The sequence below is a fragment of the Pseudomonas sp. SDO5215_S409 genome (assembly GCF_054071325.1).
Map to the genome: position 1 here is coordinate 144,510 of NZ_JBSVWN010000005.1, position 17,585 is coordinate 162,094.

Genomic DNA, 17,585 nt, shown 5'->3' on the forward strand with positions numbered 1-17,585 from the left:
AAAAAGGTGGGGGGAAACTAGAGCACGCCAAGTCAAAAAAACGTGAATGAACACGGTCTTATGGCTGCGAAATTGACTCAAGTTGTTGCAAGAGCAAGGCGGCCTGGGTGCGCGTACGTACGTTCAACTTGCGAAATATGGCCGTGACATGCGCCTTGATCGTGGCTTCGGACACGTTCAGCTCGTAGGCAATCTGCTTGTTGAGCAGGCCTTCGCACACCATGGTCAACACACGGAACTGTTGCGGGGTGAGGCTGGCCAGCCCTTCCTGGGCGGCCTTGGCTTCGGCGCTGACGTTGATTGCTTCGAATGCCTGCGGCGGCCAGGAAACGTCACCGTCCAACACCTGGCGCACGGCGTCCTGGATCTGCGCCATGGCGCTGGACTTTGGAATGAAACCGCTGGCACCGAATTCCCGCGAGCGCACCACCACGTCGGCCTCTTCCTGCGCCGACACCATCACCACGGGAATCTGCGGGTACTGGCCACGCAGCAGCACCAACCCGGAAAAACCGTAGGCGCCGGGCATGTTCAGGTCCAGTAACACCAGGTCCCAATCGGACTTTTCGGTGAGGCGGGTTTCCAGCTCGGCAATGCTGGCGACTTCGACCAGGCGCACATCCGGCCCCAGCCCCAGCTCGACCGCCTGGCGTAGCGCACTGCGAAACAGCGGGTGGTCATCGGCAATCAGGATGTCGTATGTGGCCATTGATTAAATGATCCTGTTTTTTTTAGGGGAGCAGGGCTACGCCTGCCGGCATTTTAACGGGCCGGGCGATGCAGTGCCATCATTCAAAGGCCCTCTGGCCATGACGGCTACAGATACGGTACGAGCCGGGTGTGGACGCTGTCTGCCAGGTCCAGCGGCAACTGGAACTTGGCGGCCAGGTAATGCGTGCTGAACACATCAAGATAAGCATCCAGCACTTCGCTGGCTTCCTGGTCCCCGGCCAGTTCCAGGCACAAGGCGGCGACTTCGGCGGTACAGAAGTGGTCGTCACGCTTGGAGCGACGCAGCTTGTAGCGTGACAACTGCTCGGGCGCCAGGCTCAGGACCGGCAAGTGCTCAAGGTAAGGGCTCTTGCGAAACATCTTACGGGCCTCGCTCCACGTGCCGTCCAGCAGGATGAACAAGGGGCGCTTGCCAACTTGCGGCTGAACCTCGCTCACCACCCGTTCGGGCGCAACGAACTCACCGGGAAAAACAATGTAGGGCTGCCACTGCGGGTCGGCCAACAGGCTCAGCAGGCCGGGCTCGACGGCGGTTCGTGTCCACTCGAAGGCTGTGGTGTCGTCGATGACATCGGCGATGAGCCAGCCAGTATTGCTGGGTTTCATCGGCTCCACATCGTGCATCAACAGGCACATGGCGGACCGGGCCTGGACCTTGGGGCGCCAGGCACACAGGCAATAATCGGGAATGACGCGGCAGCGAGGGCAGCGTTCGGCACGCGAACCCCGCGCAACGAAAGGGCTGACGGCCCGGGCCAGGCGCTGGGTACGCAAGTGGTAAACGGCATGGCTCATCGAGCACGTCGCCCGGGGCAGGAGGAAATCGACACGAATAAACTCGGGGCAGGCAAAAGTGCCCGCAGTTTACCAGACGCGCCCGGCCAATACGCCTGGCCGTGCGGGCCGGGCGTCACCTATAATCGCGCGCCACTGAACGCACAGCGCCCCGACGGGTCTATGCACCAGTCACCGAATCAGGAGAGTTTCATGCTGCGTCTCATGCTGCGCCTTGCCATTCCGTCCGCTGCCCTTGCGCTGGTGCTGCCTTTGGGCGCCCAGGCAGCGTCCTTGCTGGAACTTCAAATGAACAAGAAGTTGCAAAGCGTCGCGGCGGAAAGCAACAGGGACCTGCCGCGGGAAATCGACGACAAGACCCTGGAAGTGGCCTACACCGTCGAAGGCGTGCAACTGATTGACCACCTCAGCGTGCAGTCCGACCGCGCCGAGCAAATGCGCGCTAACCCCAAGGCGGTGTATTTCCAACTGGGGCAAAGCGTGTGCCTGAACAAGGGCTACCGTGAGCTGATGGCCAAGGGCGCGGTGATGCGTTATGACATTACTGAAAACAAGAGCAATCGCCCGGTGGCCTCGGTGAAGTTCCAGGAATCGGACTGCCCCGCTCCGGCCGCCGTCAAGCATAAAAAGTAAGTGATGCGCCCTGCCGCGCGCCGCTGACCCGCGGCGCGCAATGCGCCCCTCTCCGGGGCGGCTAGACTCCCTGAACGCAGACCAACAAGCGGTTGCCAGCCAGGACGTCATAGGCTCATGATCGGGCCATCCCCATGGTCTGCAAGCACGGCTTTTTCACGCCGTTCTGTAACATTTTCAGGGCAAAAGAGGGTTGCCCTTCTGTCACGCGCAGTGCAAAGGTTTTTAATCACAAGGAATAGACAGCGCCCATTTCGCTTGGCCGAGGCAAGCAGCGACACAGGCCGTGTCGTGGAACCGACGAATATCTCGCCGGGGCCGAGGGTTCTGTGAAGAAGGAGAAGTTGAATGCCTGACTCATCCCACGAATACCTGATCCGCCATTTTGAAGAAAACGGTACCGACCTCACCCAGGAGGTTGACGCGCAACTCAACCTGATTGCCCCCAACAGCCCGAATATCCCCCTTTATCGCGACATGATTTTCACGGTGCTGCGCATGGCCCAAGACGATCGCAGCCGCTGGAATGCCAAGATCTCCTTGCAGGCCCTGCGCGAACTCGACCATGCCTTCCGCGTATTGGAACAATTCAAGGGGCGCCGCAAAGTCACGGTGTTCGGCTCTGCCCGCACGCCCGTGCAAAGCCCGCTGTATGCCCTGGCCCGCGAAGTGGGCGCCGTATTGGCACGCTCGGACATGATGGTGATTACGGGCGGCGGTGGCGGCATCATGGCGGCGGCCCACGAAGGGGCCGGCCGCGATCACAGCCTGGGGTTCAACATCACCCTGCCTTTTGAACAGCACGCCAATGCGACGATTGATGGCACCGAAAACCTGCTGTCTTTCCACTTTTTCTTTACGCGCAAACTGTTCTTCGTCAAGGAAGCCGATGCGTTGGTGTTGTGCCCGGGCGGCTTTGGCACCCTGGATGAAGCGCTGGAAGTGCTGACGCTGATCCAGACCGGCAAAAGCCCGCTGGTGCCCGTGGTGTTGCTGGACGCCCCCGGCGGCAGTTTCTGGCAAGGGGCGTTGGACTTTATCCGCAGCCAGCTTGAGGCCAATCGCTACATTCTGCCGACCGACCTCAAGCTGGTTCGGCTGGTGTACAGCGCTGAAGAGGCCGTGGAGGAAATCAACCAGTTCTATGCCAACTTCCATTCCACGCGCTGGTTGAAACGCCAGTTCGTTATCCGCATGAACCACCCGTTGAATGATCAAGCGTTGGCGCATATCCAGCTAGCCTTTGCAGATCTGCGGCTCAGTGAAGACTTTCAGCAACTGGCCTACAGCGGCGAGAGCGACGACGAGCCGCGGTTCAGTCACTTGACGAGGTTGGTATTCAACTTCAACGGGCGCGATCAAGGTCGGTTACGAGAGTTGGTGGACTTCATCAACGCGCCAGAAAACTGGGCCAAAAACCAAGGTCAGGCGCGGCAACGACTGACCGAATCGGCCTAGCCAAAACGCAAAAAGGGCCCGTTACTTTCGTAACGGGCCCTTTTTGGGTGTATCGGTTAACGCTCAATCATCCAGGTCACGGCCGCTTAACAAGCGACTGATCATGTCCATCGAAAAACCACGGTACGCCAAGAAACGCCCTTGTCGGGCCCGCTCCTTGGCATCCACCGGCAAATGTCCGGAAAACTTGCGGCGCCAGGTTTCTTCCAGCTGTTCCTGCCAACGAATACCGCACTCACGCAACGCGAGTTCGATATCGGCACGCTGCAGGCCGCGCTGACCCAACTCTTCACGAATTCGCGCGGGGCCGTAACCGGAACGGGCTCGGTAGGACACAAAGCTTTCTATGTAGCGCGACTCCGACAACAACCCTTCTTCCGCTAAGCGGTCCAGGGCTGTTTCGATCATCAAAGGCTCCGCACCGCGTTGACGCAACTTGCGCGTCAACTCGACCCGACCATGCTCGCGCCGTGCGAGCAGGTCCATTGCAGCGCGCCGGACGGCGACGGGTGTATCCAGTACCGCAGTCATCGATGGGCTCAGATGTCAGCGTCGGCTTCAGCTTCTTCCAGGTCTTCAACCGACTCGCGGTTTGCAGCGGCTTTCACGTCTGGCGCTGCGGTCAGCAGCTTGTCGCGAATTTGCTTCTCGAGTGTCGCGGCAATATCGGGGTTGTCCGCCAGGAACTTGGCCGAGTTGGCTTTGCCCTGGCCGATCTTGCTGCCGTTGTACGCGTACCAGGCACCGGACTTCTCGACAAAACCGTGCAGCACGCCCAGGTCGATCATCTCGCCGTTCAGGTAGATACCCTTGCCGTACAGAATCTGGAATTCAGCCTGACGGAATGGCGGAGCCACCTTGTTTTTCACGACTTTGACGCGGGTTTCGCTGCCCACCACTTCGTCGCCTTCCTTCACCGCGCCCGTACGGCGGATGTCGAGACGGACCGAAGCGTAGAACTTCAGCGCGTTACCACCGGTGGTGGTTTCCGGGCTGCCGAACATCACGCCGATCTTCATACGGATCTGGTTGATGAAGATCACCAGGCAGTTGGCGTTCTTGATGTTACCGGTGATTTTACGCAGCGCCTGGGACATCAGACGGGCTTGCAGGCCCACGTGCATGTCACCCATTTCGCCTTCGATTTCTGCCTTGGGCACCAGGGCGGCCACGGAGTCGACCACGATCACGTCGATGGCGTTGGAGCGCACCAGCATGTCGGTGATTTCCAGCGCTTGCTCGCCGGTGTCCGGCTGGGATACCAGCAGGTCATCGACGTTGACGCCCAGTTTGCCCGCGTATTCCGGGTCCAAGGCGTGCTCGGCGTCGACGAACGCGCAGGTAGCGCCCATCTTTTGGGCCTGGGCGATCACCGACAGGGTCAGGGTGGTTTTACCGGAAGATTCTGGACCGTAGATTTCAACGATACGGCCTTTTGGCAGGCCGCCAATGCCGAGTGCGATGTCCAGGCCCAGGGAGCCGGTGGAGATAGCCGGGATCGCCTGGCGGTCATGATCGCCCATACGCATCACGGCACCCTTGCCGAATTGACGTTCGATCTGACCCAAGGCCGCAGCCAAGGCTTTCTTCTTGTTGTCGTCCATTAAAGTCCTCACGTAATCAATAAGGCCTGGCGGCCAACACCTGTATAAGTAGCCAGTATTGTTCCACAAAGATCCAGGATCGCCTACCCCTGATTTTCGATTTCTGCTGCAGCTCGTCGCAACAAGCCCTCTAGCGCGGCCTTTACCGTTTGTCGGCGGACCTCATCACGGTTGCCGGGAAAGTGATGGCGCTCGGCAGTCACTTCATCCCCCACGCCCCAGGCCAGCCAGACGGTGCCCACCGGTTTGTCGGCCGAACCGCCGTCCGGCCCGGCCACACCGCTGACCGCCACGGCAAACCGCGCCAGGCTTTTTTCCTGCGCGCCCTGCACCATCGCCTCGACCACTTCCCGACTGACGGCACCTACTTTTGGAAACAGTTCTGGCGGCACGTTCAACTGCCGGGTTTTCTGCTGATTGGAATACGTAACGTAGCCCGCCTCGAACCACGCCGAGCTTCCGGGGATGCGTGTAATGGCCTCGGCGATCCCGCCACCGGTACACGACTCGGCCGTGGTGACGTGGGCATTGAGCACCTGCAAGCGTCGGCCAAGTTCAGCGGCCAGCTGGGTAATTTCCTTCACGGTCGTCTCCTGGGGATGGGCGGGCATTGGCCTACCCTACAGGAGCCCTTCGACCATGCAAGTGACAGCGTGCCTCAAGACGCTAACGCGCGACGGCTCGCACATAGGCCTGACACGCGCGCAGCGCGATCACTGCGTTATCGCCGTCGTCGGTGATGCCGATAATTCGTTGAGCATGCGCCGGCTCAAGTCGGGCTCGCGGGGCGTCATGAACCATGCTGCTGGAGGTGGCGGTGGCAGGCACTGTGCAGCCACTGGCGGCATCGCGGGGGTCGAGAAGGACTGACAACCGCACATCAGCAGTGGCCAGGCGATCGCGCAAGCGCGCTTGATCACGTTGGGCATCGGAAAGCTCCTGGGTATGTTGCCTGTCGCTGGCGCCGAGCTGCTGCTCCAGCGCCTGGCGCCTGTCCTGTTCAAGCTGCTGCTGACGCGCAACGGCCTGGCTTTGCTGGCTGAGCGCAGCCGCATATAGCGCGGCTTGACGCTCAAGTTGCGCGCCGTAACGCCACGCTTGTATTTGCCAGACAACACCGGCCACCACCGCCAACAGCAGCACCCGCCCCATCAGGTGGTAACGCATAACACCGCCTTGGCCCGCGCCCACAGTTGCAGGCGGTTATCCAGCCCGTTGAGCCCACCGTTGATGCGCCGGGTAATGGTGGTGAACTGGTCCTTGTCGGCCAGCTCATTCAAACCATTGCTCTGCCAGAACCACGCGGCGGACTCACACGCCCACTGCGGCTGCTCCAGCAACTCGGGTTGTCGGAGCAGGCGATCATCGCCAAACAACGCCTGGCTGCAGGCCAGGTAGTTACGACGCCCGGTAATCTGGATAAGCCCCCGGCCACGATACTTCTGGCCATCACCGTCCGCTTCGGGCGTGTTGCCCAGGCGGGCGGCGAGCGAGCCGGTGTCGTATTTGCTCAGGTATTGATCGCTGCCCAGCTCGCGAACGTAGCGCAGCTCGCCGGACTCGTGGCCAATTTGGGCGAGGAAGGCGGCGATGCGTTTGGGGCTCGTGATCTGGTACTTGTTCATAGCGACATTTAAGGCAGATAAAAAAACGCCAGCTTGGCGGCTGGCGTTTTGAAAGATCTGCAACAACTGCTGCAAGGTCATTGGCATAAAACCCCTCACTCTATGGTTTCAGGCGCTACAACAGGATCAACCGGCACTTGCGGGTCAGGACGTGGCCGGACATGGAATCCACCCTCGACAATCACTTCGAGTCCATTGCACAACCCATCGAGAGCCTCGGCATACTCAAGAGCTGTAATTTCAATAGCGCCTTCAAATACGTCTTGGGCAATTCGGTTCTTAGCTGCATAGGGCATTATTTGATCCTCATGTAATAGGTAGCGCCGATACTCTTGATCCGCGTTTCACTCGCTTGGCGCAGTACGCCATTCGTACCGTCTTCAACCAAATCACAGAGCACGCCATTTCCAATCGCCGCCAAGGAAAGACTCGTGCCCCCCGCCAAGTAATAAGGGTTCCAACCGGTCACCTTGGCTTTGTGCCCTTGGAATGCATCTTGCTCCAGCGCCCCGCCCAACCCCGGTCGTAACGAACGTCGCTCCGTGTTCAACAACGACACTGACCGTGCGTTGAACGGGCTACCAGGAAAATTGACAACTGCGCTGGCGACCACTAAAGGCGCAGACCCTGTCACACTTTCCGAGATAAGGACTCCAGCGTTATAAGGATCCGATGCACTGAGTTTGATATACCGATACAAACCGTTGTCGGTGGGAGGAATCGCTACACCACCGATATTGTCAAAAATAGGAATAGGCACGCCCACCGGTTGCATTGCCCAAGGATCGAAGGCTGCAAGGCTAGCCGCTGTCAGTGGCTTCGTATTATCGACACGTGCGAGCACCTCCGCCGGAGTGGCGGGAACAATCCCATACCCCGCCAAGGTAGTGGACTTATCGGCTTTATTGGCCGGATCAAAGTTGTATTCGCTCCATACTTTTTTGGCCCCCCATATCAACTCGCCGTCCGCGTTCATTGCCAGCGTATTGGCGTAGCGGTTTCGCCAATGAAACATGATTTTGGGTGCGTACTCGAAGGTCAGCTTCGTGTTTCCAACCTGTTGAGCCTCGCGAATTTCCAAGGCGCCGCCGAACCCATTACCCAGATCTGTCAAATCACTGGCCGACAGGCTGGGCCGTTGATATGACGTGGTGCCCACCACCAACGCGTCAGTAATTCCATACCCGCCCAAGGTTGTCGGTTTGTTCTTCAACTTTGACCAATCGTTCAATACATTCAGCGCTTGCGCCAACTGGTCCGTCTTCAACTCATCCGGCACAATTCCCGCCGCCGCCAACACATTCAAAATCTCGGCGGTAACCCCATTGCCCCAACTCGCCGGAATCAAACTCCCCGGCGTTCCCGTCACCGGGTTTTCATCGACGAACTTCCCGTTCACCAGTCCCACACTGGGCACGCTCTTTGGATAATCCATTCCTCTTCCCTCTATTGGTAATTAATGTGCACGTTCGTATGCGCCGGTGCGCTGCGATGAATCAAACACTCCAACGCATCGCCCGGGTTAACGCCAAACCGCTCGCCCCAGTAACTGGCACCAAAACGCCGCCCCAGGTGCTGGCGGCCGCCGGTGTTGAGGGTCCACATGAAATGCGCCTGCCACGTCCCAAAATGCGCCGCCCCAAACCGTGAGCGCCCCATGCGCGGCGCGCGGTGTTCGGTCACGCTGGCGTCTGGATACCCCTGGCTGCGGGCGATTTCGATGTAGTACGCAACCCGCTGGCTGCCCACCGCCAACAGGCGTCGGCGCACGGCGATGCGGCGGTCGTCGTAAAGCGGCGTGGGGCCCAGGCACGGGTCGGGTAGTTGCATCACCCGCTCCCACTCCGGCACCAGTTCGCTGACAGTGGCCGGGTCCATTTCGTTTTGCAGGTCGAAGGCCCGGGCGTCGATGCGTGCCAGTTCTTCGGCGATGCCTTCAAGCACCCGGCCCAATGGCGGGACGTGTTCCAGGTCCCAGGCAGGCCCGCTGGGCAGCAACGCGAGCAGTTGCTGTTGGTACTGCTCAGCCCGCCTCACGCCAGCCATGTGATGCCTCCAAAAACCAGCAACTGGTTGGCCTGGGCGCTGACATCGGCAGTCGGGCTGACCAGGCGGTGATCCGTCTCGCCCGTGGCGCTGCTGATGGACTCGGCGATATGGCTCAACAGCAGCGTGTCACCCAGCCCGGCCTCGCGGTTATGCAGGTCGCGCAGTTGCGCCTCGACAGCTCCCCGCACGGCAGTGGTGTCGGGCGTCAGCCGCAGTTGGTACACCACCGGTTTCATCACCGGCGCCAACACGTACACGTCTGCCGTCACCGGCCGCAACGGCTCGATATGCGCCTGCACCTGCGCCAGTTGGGCGGCATTGGGGATGGGTTGCGCGTCGTCGTCACGCATCACGAACAGCCCCACCGTGCCCGGCCCCAGGTAATTGCCCAGGCACCAGGCCCGCGTCACACCGGGCACTTCCAGGGCCCAGGTTTCGTAGTCTTGCGCCGAGCCGCCTTGCGGTATCACGCGATAGGAGCGGATCACCCGCGCCCGTAACGACTCCAGGCTCTCGCGCGCCACACCACCAGTGAGCCCCGGCGCCAGCACGGTGAACGTCGAGCCAATGCCTTGCAGCGGCTGCACGGCCACCAGGCTCAAGCCCGCATCGGCGTTGCCCTGCGCGCCCGGATCCAGCGCCTGCACGCGGGCGCTGTTCACCCCACCTTGTGTGGTCAGTGGCGCGGTCACTTTAAAGCTGCGCCCATCACTGGCTTGCAGCAGGGTGTCCACGTCCAGTACCGCGCCCGCCACGGCGGTAAAACTCACCGCGCCACTCGCCGCCACGGCGGCCTTGCGCGGCTGGTTCAAGCGCAACGCAGCGATGCGTTCCAGGGTGGATTCATCGGCGGTATCGGGCAGGATCTGTTCGGCGATCCAATCGAGATAGCCATACAGACCAAACGCCGCACCGCTGAGGGTACGCGCCATGACCTGTGCATCGGACTGGCGCAGCGAGTCGCTGGCCAGGTCGCTTTGGGTGCGTTGAATAAGCACCGGCAGCGAAGGGGTTTCAAACGGCATAGATCACCTGCCAACTGTTATCGGGGTTGATGTCCAGACGCTCGCCCGTGGCCAGGCTCAGCTGCACGCGCAGGTTCAGCCGCTGGGCGTCGCTGCGTTCGCTCACCACGTCGATGGCCCGGCAATGCCCGTCGTCGATCAGCCATTGCAGGGCCTCGCGGGCATAAAATTCGGCGTCCAGCTGGGTTTGCCGGCTGAGCTTGACCCGCCGCAACAGCCACAGCCTGGAGCCGATACGGTCGTCGGCCACGGTAGGAAAACTGTCCCCCCACCAGCCGAAGCGCTCATCGTCATCGATGGCATCGTCGGGCGCGGCGCGGCGCCAGGTGAACAGGCTGATGAGCACGCTGCGGGTCAGGGCATTTTTGAGGTTGTCGTCGACAAACATCACTGCCCTCCCGCCGGTGCACCGGTCTGGCCGTTGCCCGCTTGCACGCCCACGTGCACGTGCTGCATCTGGCTGATGCCACCGGCAATCTGGTCGCCCTGGGACAGGATCTTGCCGGTCTGTGTCAGGGTCGGCGTGTCGATGTTCACCGCCGTGCTGGCACGGATGTTCAGGGTGGCGGTCTGGATGTCGATCACCCGCCCGCGCTTGAAGTGCACCTTGTCGCCTTCGTCGGTGTAGATCGCCACCTCGCCCGGCGCCAGGGCTTGCAGGCGGTAGCGGCGGTCGGCGACCACCAGCACCACCGCGTGGGAGCGGTCGCCGCCCAGAAACGTGGCAATGCCTTCGGCGCCAGCCAGCGGGTGGCTGGTAAAACCGTAGGGTTCGAAGTGCTCCATGTCGTCGTTCACTTCGCCCGCGGTCAGGCGCATTTGCAGCGATTGCAGCTTGGAGGCCGACTGGGCGAGCACGACGGTGCCGCGCGCCAGCAGGCGAGTCAGTAGGCTCATGGCAGGTTCCTTGGGGGTCAGGCAGGCGGCAGCGGGTTGGCTTCAAAGGTGGACGGCGGCGCCACCTGCAGCGTGGTGATCGAGCCCTGTTCGGACAGCGAATAAGTGACCTTGGAAATCAGCAGGTCCTCGTCGAACCCCAGCACCGGGTCGGTCACTTTCACCAGCAGGTTATGGCGCCACAAATCGCCGTTGGACTGGCGCCAACCTCGCACGCGGTACGTGGTGGCAAGGGCTTTGCCGGTGCGCGTGGCGCGTTCCCAGTCGGCGCGTTGCTGGGCCAGTTCGGGGGTGAGCTGGGTCGGCTCGTTGATCACAGTGACGCGCTTTCGACCGGCCGTGGCGCTCACCGACACACCGGACACTTCGCTGATCGCCGCCACTGTTTTGTGGTCATCGCCCTTGTGCTGGCCGATCACGCGGTACTCGGAAAACACCGCGCCCATGTCCATCGACGCATTGGCCGAGAGGATGTTCTTGCCCAGTTCCAGGCTGTCCGTCGCACGCCCGCCGCTGGCGGGTCTGGCCAGCACCAGGCGGCCTTGCGGGTCGTCGGTGGAAAACACCCGGTACAAGGTCAACAGACGGTCGATGGACTCAAACACCGTCTCGCCGGGCACGATGCTGTGGGTGTGCAGACGCGTCGTCTCGGCGATCTCGCTCTGCACCTCCACGCCATAGGGCGCAGCCAGGGCACGCACGATAGTCAGCAGGTTTTGCCCGCGCCATTGGCCGGGCTGGTTGATCGCGGCGCAGTCCACCAGGTCCTGGGTGAGCGAGCTGCCCTCGATACTCAGGCTGATCTGCTGGCCGTCATAGCGCACGGGCGCCTTGAACACGAACCCGGTCAGCACCAGGTCGCAACCAATGCGCACCTGGCAACGGGCACCGGGTTTGATCGGCACCGCCAGGGTTTGCCCGGGCCATTGCCAGGTGATATCGAGGGAGAAGGTGCGGAACTGGCGCTCCAGGTCGGCACTGATTTCGACGCTTTTCCAGCCGCCATAATCCAGCCCGTCGACGGTCAGGGTCACGGCATTGTCCAGCTCGTTCATGGCTTACTCCCTGACCACTTGCAGGTCGGCCGGCGGCAGAAACCCCGGGTGCGCTACGCGGTTGCGCTGCACCACTTCGTCCACCCGCGTTGCGTCGCCAAAGCGTTGATAGGCCAGCACCAATGCCGGCACGTTGCGCATCGGCGCCAGGTTCACCAGCCACACGCCGGATGACGCCACCGCCGTGAGGTGCGCAAACAGGTGTTGGCGCAGTTGGTTGAGCAACACGTAAAACTCGGCATCGGCCTTGAGCGCAGCCTGCCACATCGCCTCGTCAAGCTGCTTGCGCAGCGCCAGCACGTCGTCGGCCACCGGCACCTCGCGGCGCTGCACCGGCTGCGCGGCCTGCTGGGTGACGGGCGGCGTGGTTTTCAAGGTCACAGGCTGGGTGGCCACCGGCGTGGCGGCCAGCCAATGGGCGATCTTCACCCACAGCGCGTCCTGCACCAGGTTTGCCACGGCCTGGGCCATGGCGGCGCTGTCTTTACCCGTGGTGAGTTTGGGCGCGTCAATGGTGCGCGCCGCTTCGACCTGCTGCGAGACATTGGCCAACATGCCGCGGTAGCCGATGCGGGCAAAATCGCCGAGCGCTTTCACATCGCTGAGCAAGCCCTTGAGTTCGGTGCCCAGCTCACGGGGCAGTTCCTTGATGCCCTTGACCAACGCATTGAGGCTCGCATACAGCTCGATCAGCGGTTTGAACTGCTGCTCGATCACCTGGTACACCTGCGTCAACCCGTTGCGCAGCGCCTGGATACCCAGCCGCGCCTGTTTGACCAGGGCCGTGGCCTGTTCAAAACGCTGCACCAGGGCGCCCAGCAAACTGTCGGCCGACACCAGCAACTGCTGGCGCGTATTGACCGTCGCCGCGGGAAACTTCAGCGGCTCGTCGGGGTAGAACTTCAGCGCAAAGGTCACCAGCCCGCCGTCCTGGCGGGTCTGGGTCATCTCGCATTCGCCCACCTTGACCTGCAGGCGCCCCATCCAAGGGTGCACCAGCTCGCCTGCGCCCTCCTCCAGCGCCTTGAGCAACTGGTCGCGTTGCTCCAGGCAGTCCTCGCCCACTACAAAAGCGGTCAGCTCGTGCACCTTGGACTGCTGGCCCAAGCCCTCGAAAAACGGCACGTCGCGCTGGGGGTACTCGTGCAACTGGCCCTTCTTGCCGACCGGCACTTTGGCCTGGTCGACCCAAAACCGTACGCCACGAAACGACGCCGGCAACAATCGATCACGCCAGCTCATGGGCGCCTCCTAGGGACAGGGAACGGTAGCCCACGCGCGGCGTGACGCTGAGGCCCGGTTGGTTAGTTTGCGGTTGGCTGACCCGCAGGCCAGCGGGCGCGTTGTCGAAACTCACGCGCAGGTCGCCGTTGAGTTGGGTGCGGTTGTTGGCGGCGGTCTGCTGCAACAGCGAGGTGGAGCTGGACGCCAGCTGCGTGGAAGTACTGCCACCGACGTTGGACACCCGCTGAGTCGACACTAGCGACACCGCCGCTGGCGGCAGCAACCAGGGGCGCGGCTCTGCCCCCGCGTCCCCTTGCACGCGGTTATCCACCGCCCCTTGCTGCAACAACAAGTGAGCGTTGGAGGCCACTTCGGTAGAAGCAATGCCCCCCACGTTGGACACCAGGGTCGTCGAGGCCCGCGACACCGCCACCGGCGACAGCAGCCCCGCCGCTTGCTCGCCGCCAACACCCGCAATCTGCGGCGTGACCCGCACGTCGCCGCCCATGAACGTGCCAATCAGGCCACCCACGGCGCCGCTGAGTAACTGCTTGATGGGCTCGACCACCGCCTTGAGCCTTTCCCATAATGAGGAAAACCACGCCACCACCGGCTCCCAGACTCGGGCGATCGGGTCCAGCGGCGAGTCACCAAACAAGCCCTGAAAAAACGCGACGATGGGCATTGCCGCCGCTTCAAGCCCGTCCCACAGGTCGGCAAAAAACGCTGTGATCGGCGTCCAGTAGGCAACCACCAATGCCGCGGCCGTGACAAATCCAATGGCAAACAACACCACCGGGTTGGCGGCCATCACCAGGTTCATAAAGGCCAAGGCGCCGGACACGCCCGCGACCGCCACCTGAACCGCCGCCAGCGCCACCGCGCCCGCCGTCAAGCCTTCGACCAGGTTTGGGTTGTCGGTCATCACCTGCGCCAGTTTCCCCAGCAGCGGGTCCAGCTTGACGGTTACCGCGCTGACGGCAGGCAAGAGCGCGGTGCCAAACGCCAGCGAAACCTTGTTCATCGAGGCGCTGAAGTCCTTGAGGTTTTGCGCGGCCACCTGCGGCACCGTCGGCAGCACGGTGCTGCCGGTGGCCGTGTTGACCGCCTGCACCTGCTCATGGAACGCCGCCGCCGATTTGATCGCACTCACAAACGGCGCCGCGAGCCCGCCGTCCTTGATCAGCCCGGAGATATCCAGGCTGCCCAAGCCGCTCTCTTTCATGTCCGTTCGGAACTGTTTGACCGTGGCGCGCAGCCCGGCGAGTTTGGGTATGACGTCCTCCACACCCGTCAGGCGCACCGCCGGCTTTTTTTTCTTGCGAGACTTTGCCATCACTGCACCTGCTGCATCGCATTGATCCGTTGCGCATGCTCCAGGGACTCCCGAAGCACATCCAAAGGCCTGGCCAACATCTGTTCGGGGTCAACCTTCCAGAACCAGGCCAGGTCGTAGGCCACCGCGATCAGCTCGGCGACGGTGCCTGCGCCGCACTCATGAAAAAACCCGCGACGGCCCAGCTCAGCGCGTTGAAGTCCACCAGGTCCAGCTGGTTGACCGACGACGGCGGAATACCGGCGCACACCGCGATGTACTTGGCGGCCACGTCCAGGTCCAGGCTCACGTCTTCGCCCTTGTCGATCTTGTACGGCAGCGCCTTGATCGCCCGCACTTCCTGCACCGTGGGGCGGCGCAGGGTAAGGGCGTGCAGCGGCTCGCCGTGGGCGTCGATGGCCACGTGCAGCTTTACTGTGGCGGTCATTGCCAAGCCCCCTTGATGCCCTCGAACTTGAGCTCGATCACCGCGTCGTCGCCCTTGGCCACCGGCTCTTCCACCAGGTAGGCGCCCGCCAGCACGTAGACCTTGCCGTTGTTGAACTCGCAGGTGACGGTCATGTCGGTGCCCGCAATCAGCTGCTTGAGCGGGAAGTCCGGGGTGTGCAGCGCGGTGACTTTGAACGACGGGGTGAGGTCGGTTTCTTTGTAGAAACCCGGCACCACGGTTTCGCGTTTGACGGCCATCAGGGGCGCTTCACAGCCGCCGTTGATGGTCAGTTGAGCGCCGTCCACTTTGACGTAGCAGGTGCCCGCAATCAGTTGACCCATGATGTATCTCCCAAAAATAAGCCCGCACGTGGCGGGCTGGAATCAGTTGTGCGAAAGGCGGCGGCTTACACCGCAGCGTCGTACTGCAGACGGAACTGGTTGAGCAGCGCAAACACCCGCAGGCCGTTGACGTAGTCCGGTGGGAACAGCACGTTGACGCGGTTCGGGTCCTGGCTGTCGCGCTCCACAATCAAGTGCTCGGCGAACAGCTCGGCGTTTTCCACGTGGCCTTCCAGTTCGAGCTTGGCGTACTGGGCAATCAGCTCGCCGCGAATCGTGCTAGGGGTGACCATCGGCTGGCCGGCGCCAAAGCGCGTGCCGTCGCTGGCCAGTTTGTGGCGCCCGTACTTGCTGGTGATCACGCTTTGCAGGCGACGCACGATGAACGCCGACTGGTGCAGGGTTTCACTGTCCAGGTAGGAGTTGTCGGCCTGGCCGAACGCGTTCTTCTGGTAGGTGGTGATCGCCCGCTGGATGCGCACGTAGCCGCCTTCGTAATAAGCGGTGGCGATGCCGTAATTGAGCAGCGACTGACGCTCGGTGAGTGTGAAACGCTCACTGGCGGCCGCCGGATCCAGGCCCGGCAGGCTGCCGCTCTGGGTCGGGCGGCTGGCGTCGGCCGAGATGAACACGGCGGTGCGTGCAGCCAGTGCAGCGGCCTGCACCCACACCGGCTGCGGCACGCCCGGCTCCATGGCCTGGATCGTCACGTGCTGGTCGTTGCGGGTTTGCCCGGCGGCCACCAGGGTGCCCACGGTGCCGCGCTTTGCGGTGTACACGTGGCCGAACAGTTGCTTGGCCCAGGACCAGCGGCCACTGTTGTCGTCCATCACCGCTTGCCAGGCATTGAGGCTGGTGGTGTCGGCCCAGGGCAGGCAGATGAACTCGAACGGCTCGTCACCCAGCGCCGCAATGGCCGCAACCGGGTCTGGTACACCGGCACCGCCGGCCATTTTGCCGAGCGTGGCGGTCAGGCCATCGGGGGTTTGTTCGCCGTTGCTCTGGCCCAGGCGGTTGAGTTGCAGGCTGATGTCGTTGCCGCTGTCGCCGGTCCATTTGGCGGTAAGGGTCACGGTGCCGTCCGCCGCAACGGCGCTCACCGGCAGGTCGGCGCTGGCGTTGATTTTCAGCGCCAGGGCGCTGGCCGCCACCGCAGCGGTGGCGCCATTGACCACGTTGGACTGCACCCGGGTGCCGCCCACGTAGAGGCTGATCACGCCGCCTTGAGCGGCGGCGCCGGTCAACTTGAGGTCGGCCTTGGCCGTGCTGCCGTCGGTGCTGTGCAGCGGCAGGCACCAGATCTCGCCCACCGGGTCGCTCTTGCGAAACGTCTCGTACATCGACGCCAGCATCGACCCCTGGCCGCCGATACGCTTGGCCACGGCCACGCTCGGCACCAGCACCAGGCTGCCGGTTTCGGCATTGGTGACGTTGTCATTGACCTGGGCGACGATCAGCCGACGCAGGGTCGACGACGCACTATTGGCCGCCGAGTTGTCCATCTCGGCGTAGAACAGCGGTACACGAATGTCCGCCGGAATGTGACTGAATCCGATCGCCATTATTGGGCTTCCTGTGGTTGTGCCGCCTGCGCGGCATGAAGGGTGATGTCGCCATCGGCCAGACGACGACGCCACCAGGCGCTGTCCAGCACGTCGCGGCCTTCGACGGGCAGCAAGTCGCCCGCCTCGGGGTCGGGTACGGCCCGGCCGACAACCGGCCGTACGGTGATGCGTTTGCTCATGGTGTTACCTCGGCAGAAAACGTCAGCTCCAGGCGCCCGTCGGGGCCTGGGCGGTGCAGGTTGGGGTCGGCCGGGTCGATGGCATCGACCTGCACCGTGACCCCGTTAAAGGACGGCAAGGCGTCCAGCTCCAGCTCGTGCCAGGTTTCCGCTGGCTGCGTGCTGAGGTTGCGTCCCAACTGGAACTCGGTAAAAAACCGCAGGCGGTACAGCGCGCGGGTCTTGCTTAACAGCAGCCACTCACCCGCCTGGTACTGGATCGGCTCGTGAAAACGCTCGGGCCTGAACCCCACCAGCGCCCGCCAGACCTCGGCCCGCAGGCTGTGGAGCTGGTCCATGGCCTGGGCTTGCGCGTCGGGCGCGAGGTCGATCACCAGCGTGACGCCAAACCGCTCACGCAGGGTCTGGCGACTGGTGTTGGCTGACGTGCTGGCGCGAGCGCTGTCGGCGAGGGGCGTCACCACCGCCATCGGTGCACTGAGCGCGGGCAGGTCTTGCAGCGAGTCCTGGTCCAGGCCTGCGTGGATTTGCTGGTTGAACGCGGGGCAATGCGCGCGCAGGTGGGTGAGTAAGGGGGTGATCTTCATGGGTTCACCGGGTCATAAAAAACCCGCTGGGGGGCGGGTTTTGGGGAGGG

Annotated in this window: 23 protein-coding genes; 2 read left to right on the forward strand and 21 right to left on the reverse strand. The window is 62.6% G+C overall.

Annotated elements, in window-relative coordinates:
* Positions 1 to 58 precede the first annotated feature (58 nt).
* Positions 59 to 709 (reverse strand): response regulator transcription factor ErdR, encoded by a 651-nt coding sequence (gene erdR, locus ACW9H9_RS04500; RefSeq protein ID WP_457341754.1) that lies wholly within the window; start codon positions 707 to 709, stop codon positions 59 to 61.
* Between the two features lie 107 nt (positions 710 to 816).
* Positions 817 to 1,527, reverse strand: coding sequence for a tRNA-uridine aminocarboxypropyltransferase (locus ACW9H9_RS04505; protein WP_457341753.1), 711 nt, complete (start codon positions 1,525 to 1,527; stop codon positions 817 to 819).
* 192 nt (positions 1,528 to 1,719) lie between these two features.
* On the opposite strand from ACW9H9_RS04505, the gene ACW9H9_RS04510 reads away from it, so the two are divergent.
* Both ACW9H9_RS04510 and ACW9H9_RS04515 read left to right on the forward strand, forming a co-directional pair.
* Positions 1,720 to 2,160 (forward strand): PA3611 family quorum-sensing-regulated virulence factor, encoded by a 441-nt coding sequence (locus tag ACW9H9_RS04510; RefSeq protein ID WP_457341752.1) that lies wholly within the window; start codon positions 1,720 to 1,722, stop codon positions 2,158 to 2,160.
* 348 nt (positions 2,161 to 2,508) lie between these two features.
* Entirely contained in the window at positions 2,509 to 3,618 is a 1,110-nt protein-coding gene (locus ACW9H9_RS04515) for an LOG family protein (RefSeq protein ID WP_457341751.1), read from the forward strand.
* Positions 3,619 to 3,681: 63 nt separating this feature from the next.
* Here the strand turns inward: ACW9H9_RS04515 and recX are convergent, their stop codons facing one another.
* The 19 genes from recX to ACW9H9_RS04610 all read right to left on the reverse strand — a co-directional run bounded on the left by recX (position 3,682) and on the right by ACW9H9_RS04610 (position 17,535).
* On the reverse strand, positions 3,682 to 4,149 hold the full coding sequence (gene recX, locus ACW9H9_RS04520; protein WP_457341750.1) for a recombination regulator RecX: 468 nt from the start codon (positions 4,147 to 4,149) through the stop codon (positions 3,682 to 3,684).
* An 8-nt stretch (positions 4,150 to 4,157) separates the two neighbouring features.
* On the reverse strand, positions 4,158 to 5,222 hold the full coding sequence (gene recA / locus ACW9H9_RS04525; protein WP_457341749.1) for a recombinase RecA: 1,065 nt from the start codon (positions 5,220 to 5,222) through the stop codon (positions 4,158 to 4,160).
* A gap of 83 nt (positions 5,223 to 5,305) precedes the next feature.
* The gene (locus tag ACW9H9_RS04530; RefSeq protein WP_457341748.1) at positions 5,306 to 5,806 is read right to left on the reverse strand and encodes a CinA family protein; all 501 of its coding nucleotides are present in this window, start codon (positions 5,804 to 5,806) and stop codon (positions 5,306 to 5,308) included.
* Positions 5,807 to 5,888: 82 nt separating this feature from the next.
* Positions 5,889 to 6,389 carry a lysis system i-spanin subunit Rz gene (locus tag ACW9H9_RS04535; protein ID WP_457341747.1) on the reverse strand — a complete coding sequence of 167 codons (501 nt, stop codon included), beginning with the start codon at positions 6,387 to 6,389 and terminating at the stop codon, positions 5,889 to 5,891.
* Complete coding sequence (locus ACW9H9_RS04540; RefSeq protein WP_457341746.1) at positions 6,374 to 6,934, reverse strand: glycoside hydrolase family 19 protein; 561 nt, start codon at positions 6,932 to 6,934, stop codon at positions 6,374 to 6,376. The genes ACW9H9_RS04535 and ACW9H9_RS04540 overlap by 16 nt, the downstream gene beginning before the upstream one ends.
* Positions 6,935 to 6,942: 8 nt before the next feature.
* On the reverse strand, positions 6,943 to 7,143 hold the full coding sequence (locus ACW9H9_RS04545) for a hypothetical protein (RefSeq protein WP_457341745.1): 201 nt from the start codon (positions 7,141 to 7,143) through the stop codon (positions 6,943 to 6,945).
* Positions 7,143 to 8,282, reverse strand: a complete 1,140-nt coding sequence (locus ACW9H9_RS04550) for a hypothetical protein (protein ID WP_457341744.1) — start codon at positions 8,280 to 8,282, stop codon at positions 7,143 to 7,145. Before ACW9H9_RS04550 ends, ACW9H9_RS04545 begins: the two co-directional genes overlap by 1 nt.
* An 11-nt stretch (positions 8,283 to 8,293) precedes the next feature.
* The gene (locus ACW9H9_RS04555) at positions 8,294 to 8,893 is read right to left on the reverse strand and encodes a YmfQ family protein (protein ID WP_457341743.1); all 600 of its coding nucleotides are present in this window, start codon (positions 8,891 to 8,893) and stop codon (positions 8,294 to 8,296) included.
* Complete coding sequence (locus ACW9H9_RS04560) at positions 8,881 to 9,921, reverse strand: baseplate J/gp47 family protein (protein ID WP_457341742.1); 1,041 nt, start codon at positions 9,919 to 9,921, stop codon at positions 8,881 to 8,883. The genes ACW9H9_RS04555 and ACW9H9_RS04560 overlap by 13 nt, the downstream gene beginning before the upstream one ends.
* On the reverse strand, positions 9,911 to 10,309 hold the full coding sequence (locus tag ACW9H9_RS04565; protein ID WP_457341741.1) for a phage GP46 family protein: 399 nt from the start codon (positions 10,307 to 10,309) through the stop codon (positions 9,911 to 9,913). Before ACW9H9_RS04565 ends, ACW9H9_RS04560 begins: the two co-directional genes overlap by 11 nt.
* Complete coding sequence (locus tag ACW9H9_RS04570) at positions 10,309 to 10,818, reverse strand: phage baseplate assembly protein V (protein ID WP_457341740.1); 510 nt, start codon at positions 10,816 to 10,818, stop codon at positions 10,309 to 10,311. The genes ACW9H9_RS04565 and ACW9H9_RS04570 overlap by 1 nt, the downstream gene beginning before the upstream one ends.
* Before the next feature lie 17 nt (positions 10,819 to 10,835).
* Positions 10,836 to 11,873 carry a phage baseplate assembly protein gene (locus ACW9H9_RS04575; RefSeq protein WP_457341739.1) on the reverse strand — a complete coding sequence of 346 codons (1,038 nt, stop codon included), beginning with the start codon at positions 11,871 to 11,873 and terminating at the stop codon, positions 10,836 to 10,838.
* Between the two features lie 3 nt (positions 11,874 to 11,876).
* Entirely contained in the window at positions 11,877 to 13,115 is a 1,239-nt protein-coding gene (locus ACW9H9_RS04580) for a DNA circularization protein (protein WP_457341738.1), read from the reverse strand.
* The gene (locus ACW9H9_RS04585; protein ID WP_457341737.1) at positions 13,102 to 14,433 is read right to left on the reverse strand and encodes a hypothetical protein; all 1,332 of its coding nucleotides are present in this window, start codon (positions 14,431 to 14,433) and stop codon (positions 13,102 to 13,104) included. The genes ACW9H9_RS04580 and ACW9H9_RS04585 overlap by 14 nt, the downstream gene beginning before the upstream one ends.
* Positions 14,434 to 14,563: 130 nt before the next feature.
* Positions 14,564 to 14,860, reverse strand: a complete 297-nt coding sequence (locus ACW9H9_RS04590; protein ID WP_457341736.1) for a phage tail assembly protein — start codon at positions 14,858 to 14,860, stop codon at positions 14,564 to 14,566.
* The gene (locus ACW9H9_RS04595; RefSeq protein WP_457341735.1) at positions 14,857 to 15,204 is read right to left on the reverse strand and encodes a phage tail tube protein; all 348 of its coding nucleotides are present in this window, start codon (positions 15,202 to 15,204) and stop codon (positions 14,857 to 14,859) included. The genes ACW9H9_RS04590 and ACW9H9_RS04595 overlap by 4 nt, the downstream gene beginning before the upstream one ends.
* A 65-nt stretch (positions 15,205 to 15,269) precedes the next feature.
* Positions 15,270 to 16,766, reverse strand: a complete 1,497-nt coding sequence (locus ACW9H9_RS04600) for a phage tail sheath subtilisin-like domain-containing protein (protein WP_457341734.1) — start codon at positions 16,764 to 16,766, stop codon at positions 15,270 to 15,272.
* Entirely contained in the window at positions 16,766 to 16,948 is a 183-nt protein-coding gene (locus tag ACW9H9_RS04605) for a DUF2635 domain-containing protein (RefSeq protein WP_457341733.1), read from the reverse strand. The genes ACW9H9_RS04600 and ACW9H9_RS04605 overlap by 1 nt, the downstream gene beginning before the upstream one ends.
* On the reverse strand, positions 16,945 to 17,535 hold the full coding sequence (locus ACW9H9_RS04610) for a phage tail terminator protein (RefSeq protein WP_457341732.1): 591 nt from the start codon (positions 17,533 to 17,535) through the stop codon (positions 16,945 to 16,947). The genes ACW9H9_RS04605 and ACW9H9_RS04610 overlap by 4 nt, the downstream gene beginning before the upstream one ends.
* Between the last annotated feature and the right edge of the window lie 50 nt (positions 17,536 to 17,585).

Bases quoted from the DNA above. Each gene is read 5' to 3' on its own strand.
- erdR (WP_457341754.1), bottom strand. From the start codon at position 709: ATGGCCACATACGACATCCTGATTGCCGATGACCACCCGCTGTTTCGC.
- ACW9H9_RS04505 (WP_457341753.1), bottom strand. From the start codon at position 1,527: ATGAGCCATGCCGTTTACCACTTGCGTACCCAGCGCCTGGCCCGGGCC.
- ACW9H9_RS04510 (WP_457341752.1), top strand. From the start codon at position 1,720: ATGCTGCGTCTCATGCTGCGCCTTGCCATTCCGTCCGCTGCCCTTGCG.
- ACW9H9_RS04515 (WP_457341751.1), top strand. From the start codon at position 2,509: ATGCCTGACTCATCCCACGAATACCTGATCCGCCATTTTGAAGAAAAC.
- recX (WP_457341750.1), bottom strand. From the start codon at position 4,149: ATGACTGCGGTACTGGATACACCCGTCGCCGTCCGGCGCGCTGCAATG.
- recA (WP_457341749.1), bottom strand. From the start codon at position 5,222: ATGGACGACAACAAGAAGAAAGCCTTGGCTGCGGCCTTGGGTCAGATC.
- ACW9H9_RS04535 (WP_457341747.1), bottom strand. From the start codon at position 6,389: ATGCGTTACCACCTGATGGGGCGGGTGCTGCTGTTGGCGGTGGTGGCC.
- ACW9H9_RS04540 (WP_457341746.1), bottom strand. From the start codon at position 6,934: ATGCCAATGACCTTGCAGCAGTTGTTGCAGATCTTTCAAAACGCCAGC.
- ACW9H9_RS04545 (WP_457341745.1), bottom strand. From the start codon at position 7,143: ATGCCCTATGCAGCTAAGAACCGAATTGCCCAAGACGTATTTGAAGGC.
- ACW9H9_RS04550 (WP_457341744.1), bottom strand. From the start codon at position 8,282: ATGGATTATCCAAAGAGCGTGCCCAGTGTGGGACTGGTGAACGGGAAG.
- ACW9H9_RS04555 (WP_457341743.1), bottom strand. From the start codon at position 8,893: ATGGCTGGCGTGAGGCGGGCTGAGCAGTACCAACAGCAACTGCTCGCG.
- ACW9H9_RS04560 (WP_457341742.1), bottom strand. From the start codon at position 9,921: ATGCCGTTTGAAACCCCTTCGCTGCCGGTGCTTATTCAACGCACCCAA.
- ACW9H9_RS04565 (WP_457341741.1), bottom strand. From the start codon at position 10,309: ATGTTTGTCGACGACAACCTCAAAAATGCCCTGACCCGCAGCGTGCTC.
- ACW9H9_RS04570 (WP_457341740.1), bottom strand. From the start codon at position 10,818: ATGAGCCTACTGACTCGCCTGCTGGCGCGCGGCACCGTCGTGCTCGCC.
- ACW9H9_RS04575 (WP_457341739.1), bottom strand. From the start codon at position 11,873: ATGAACGAGCTGGACAATGCCGTGACCCTGACCGTCGACGGGCTGGAT.
- ACW9H9_RS04580 (WP_457341738.1), bottom strand. From the start codon at position 13,115: ATGAGCTGGCGTGATCGATTGTTGCCGGCGTCGTTTCGTGGCGTACGG.
- ACW9H9_RS04585 (WP_457341737.1), bottom strand. From the start codon at position 14,433: ATGGCAAAGTCTCGCAAGAAAAAAAAGCCGGCGGTGCGCCTGACGGGT.
- ACW9H9_RS04590 (WP_457341736.1), bottom strand. From the start codon at position 14,860: ATGACCGCCACAGTAAAGCTGCACGTGGCCATCGACGCCCACGGCGAG.
- ACW9H9_RS04595 (WP_457341735.1), bottom strand. From the start codon at position 15,204: ATGGGTCAACTGATTGCGGGCACCTGCTACGTCAAAGTGGACGGCGCT.
- ACW9H9_RS04600 (WP_457341734.1), bottom strand. From the start codon at position 16,766: ATGGCGATCGGATTCAGTCACATTCCGGCGGACATTCGTGTACCGCTG.
- ACW9H9_RS04605 (WP_457341733.1), bottom strand. From the start codon at position 16,948: ATGAGCAAACGCATCACCGTACGGCCGGTTGTCGGCCGGGCCGTACCC.
- ACW9H9_RS04610 (WP_457341732.1), bottom strand. From the start codon at position 17,535: ATGAAGATCACCCCCTTACTCACCCACCTGCGCGCGCATTGCCCCGCG.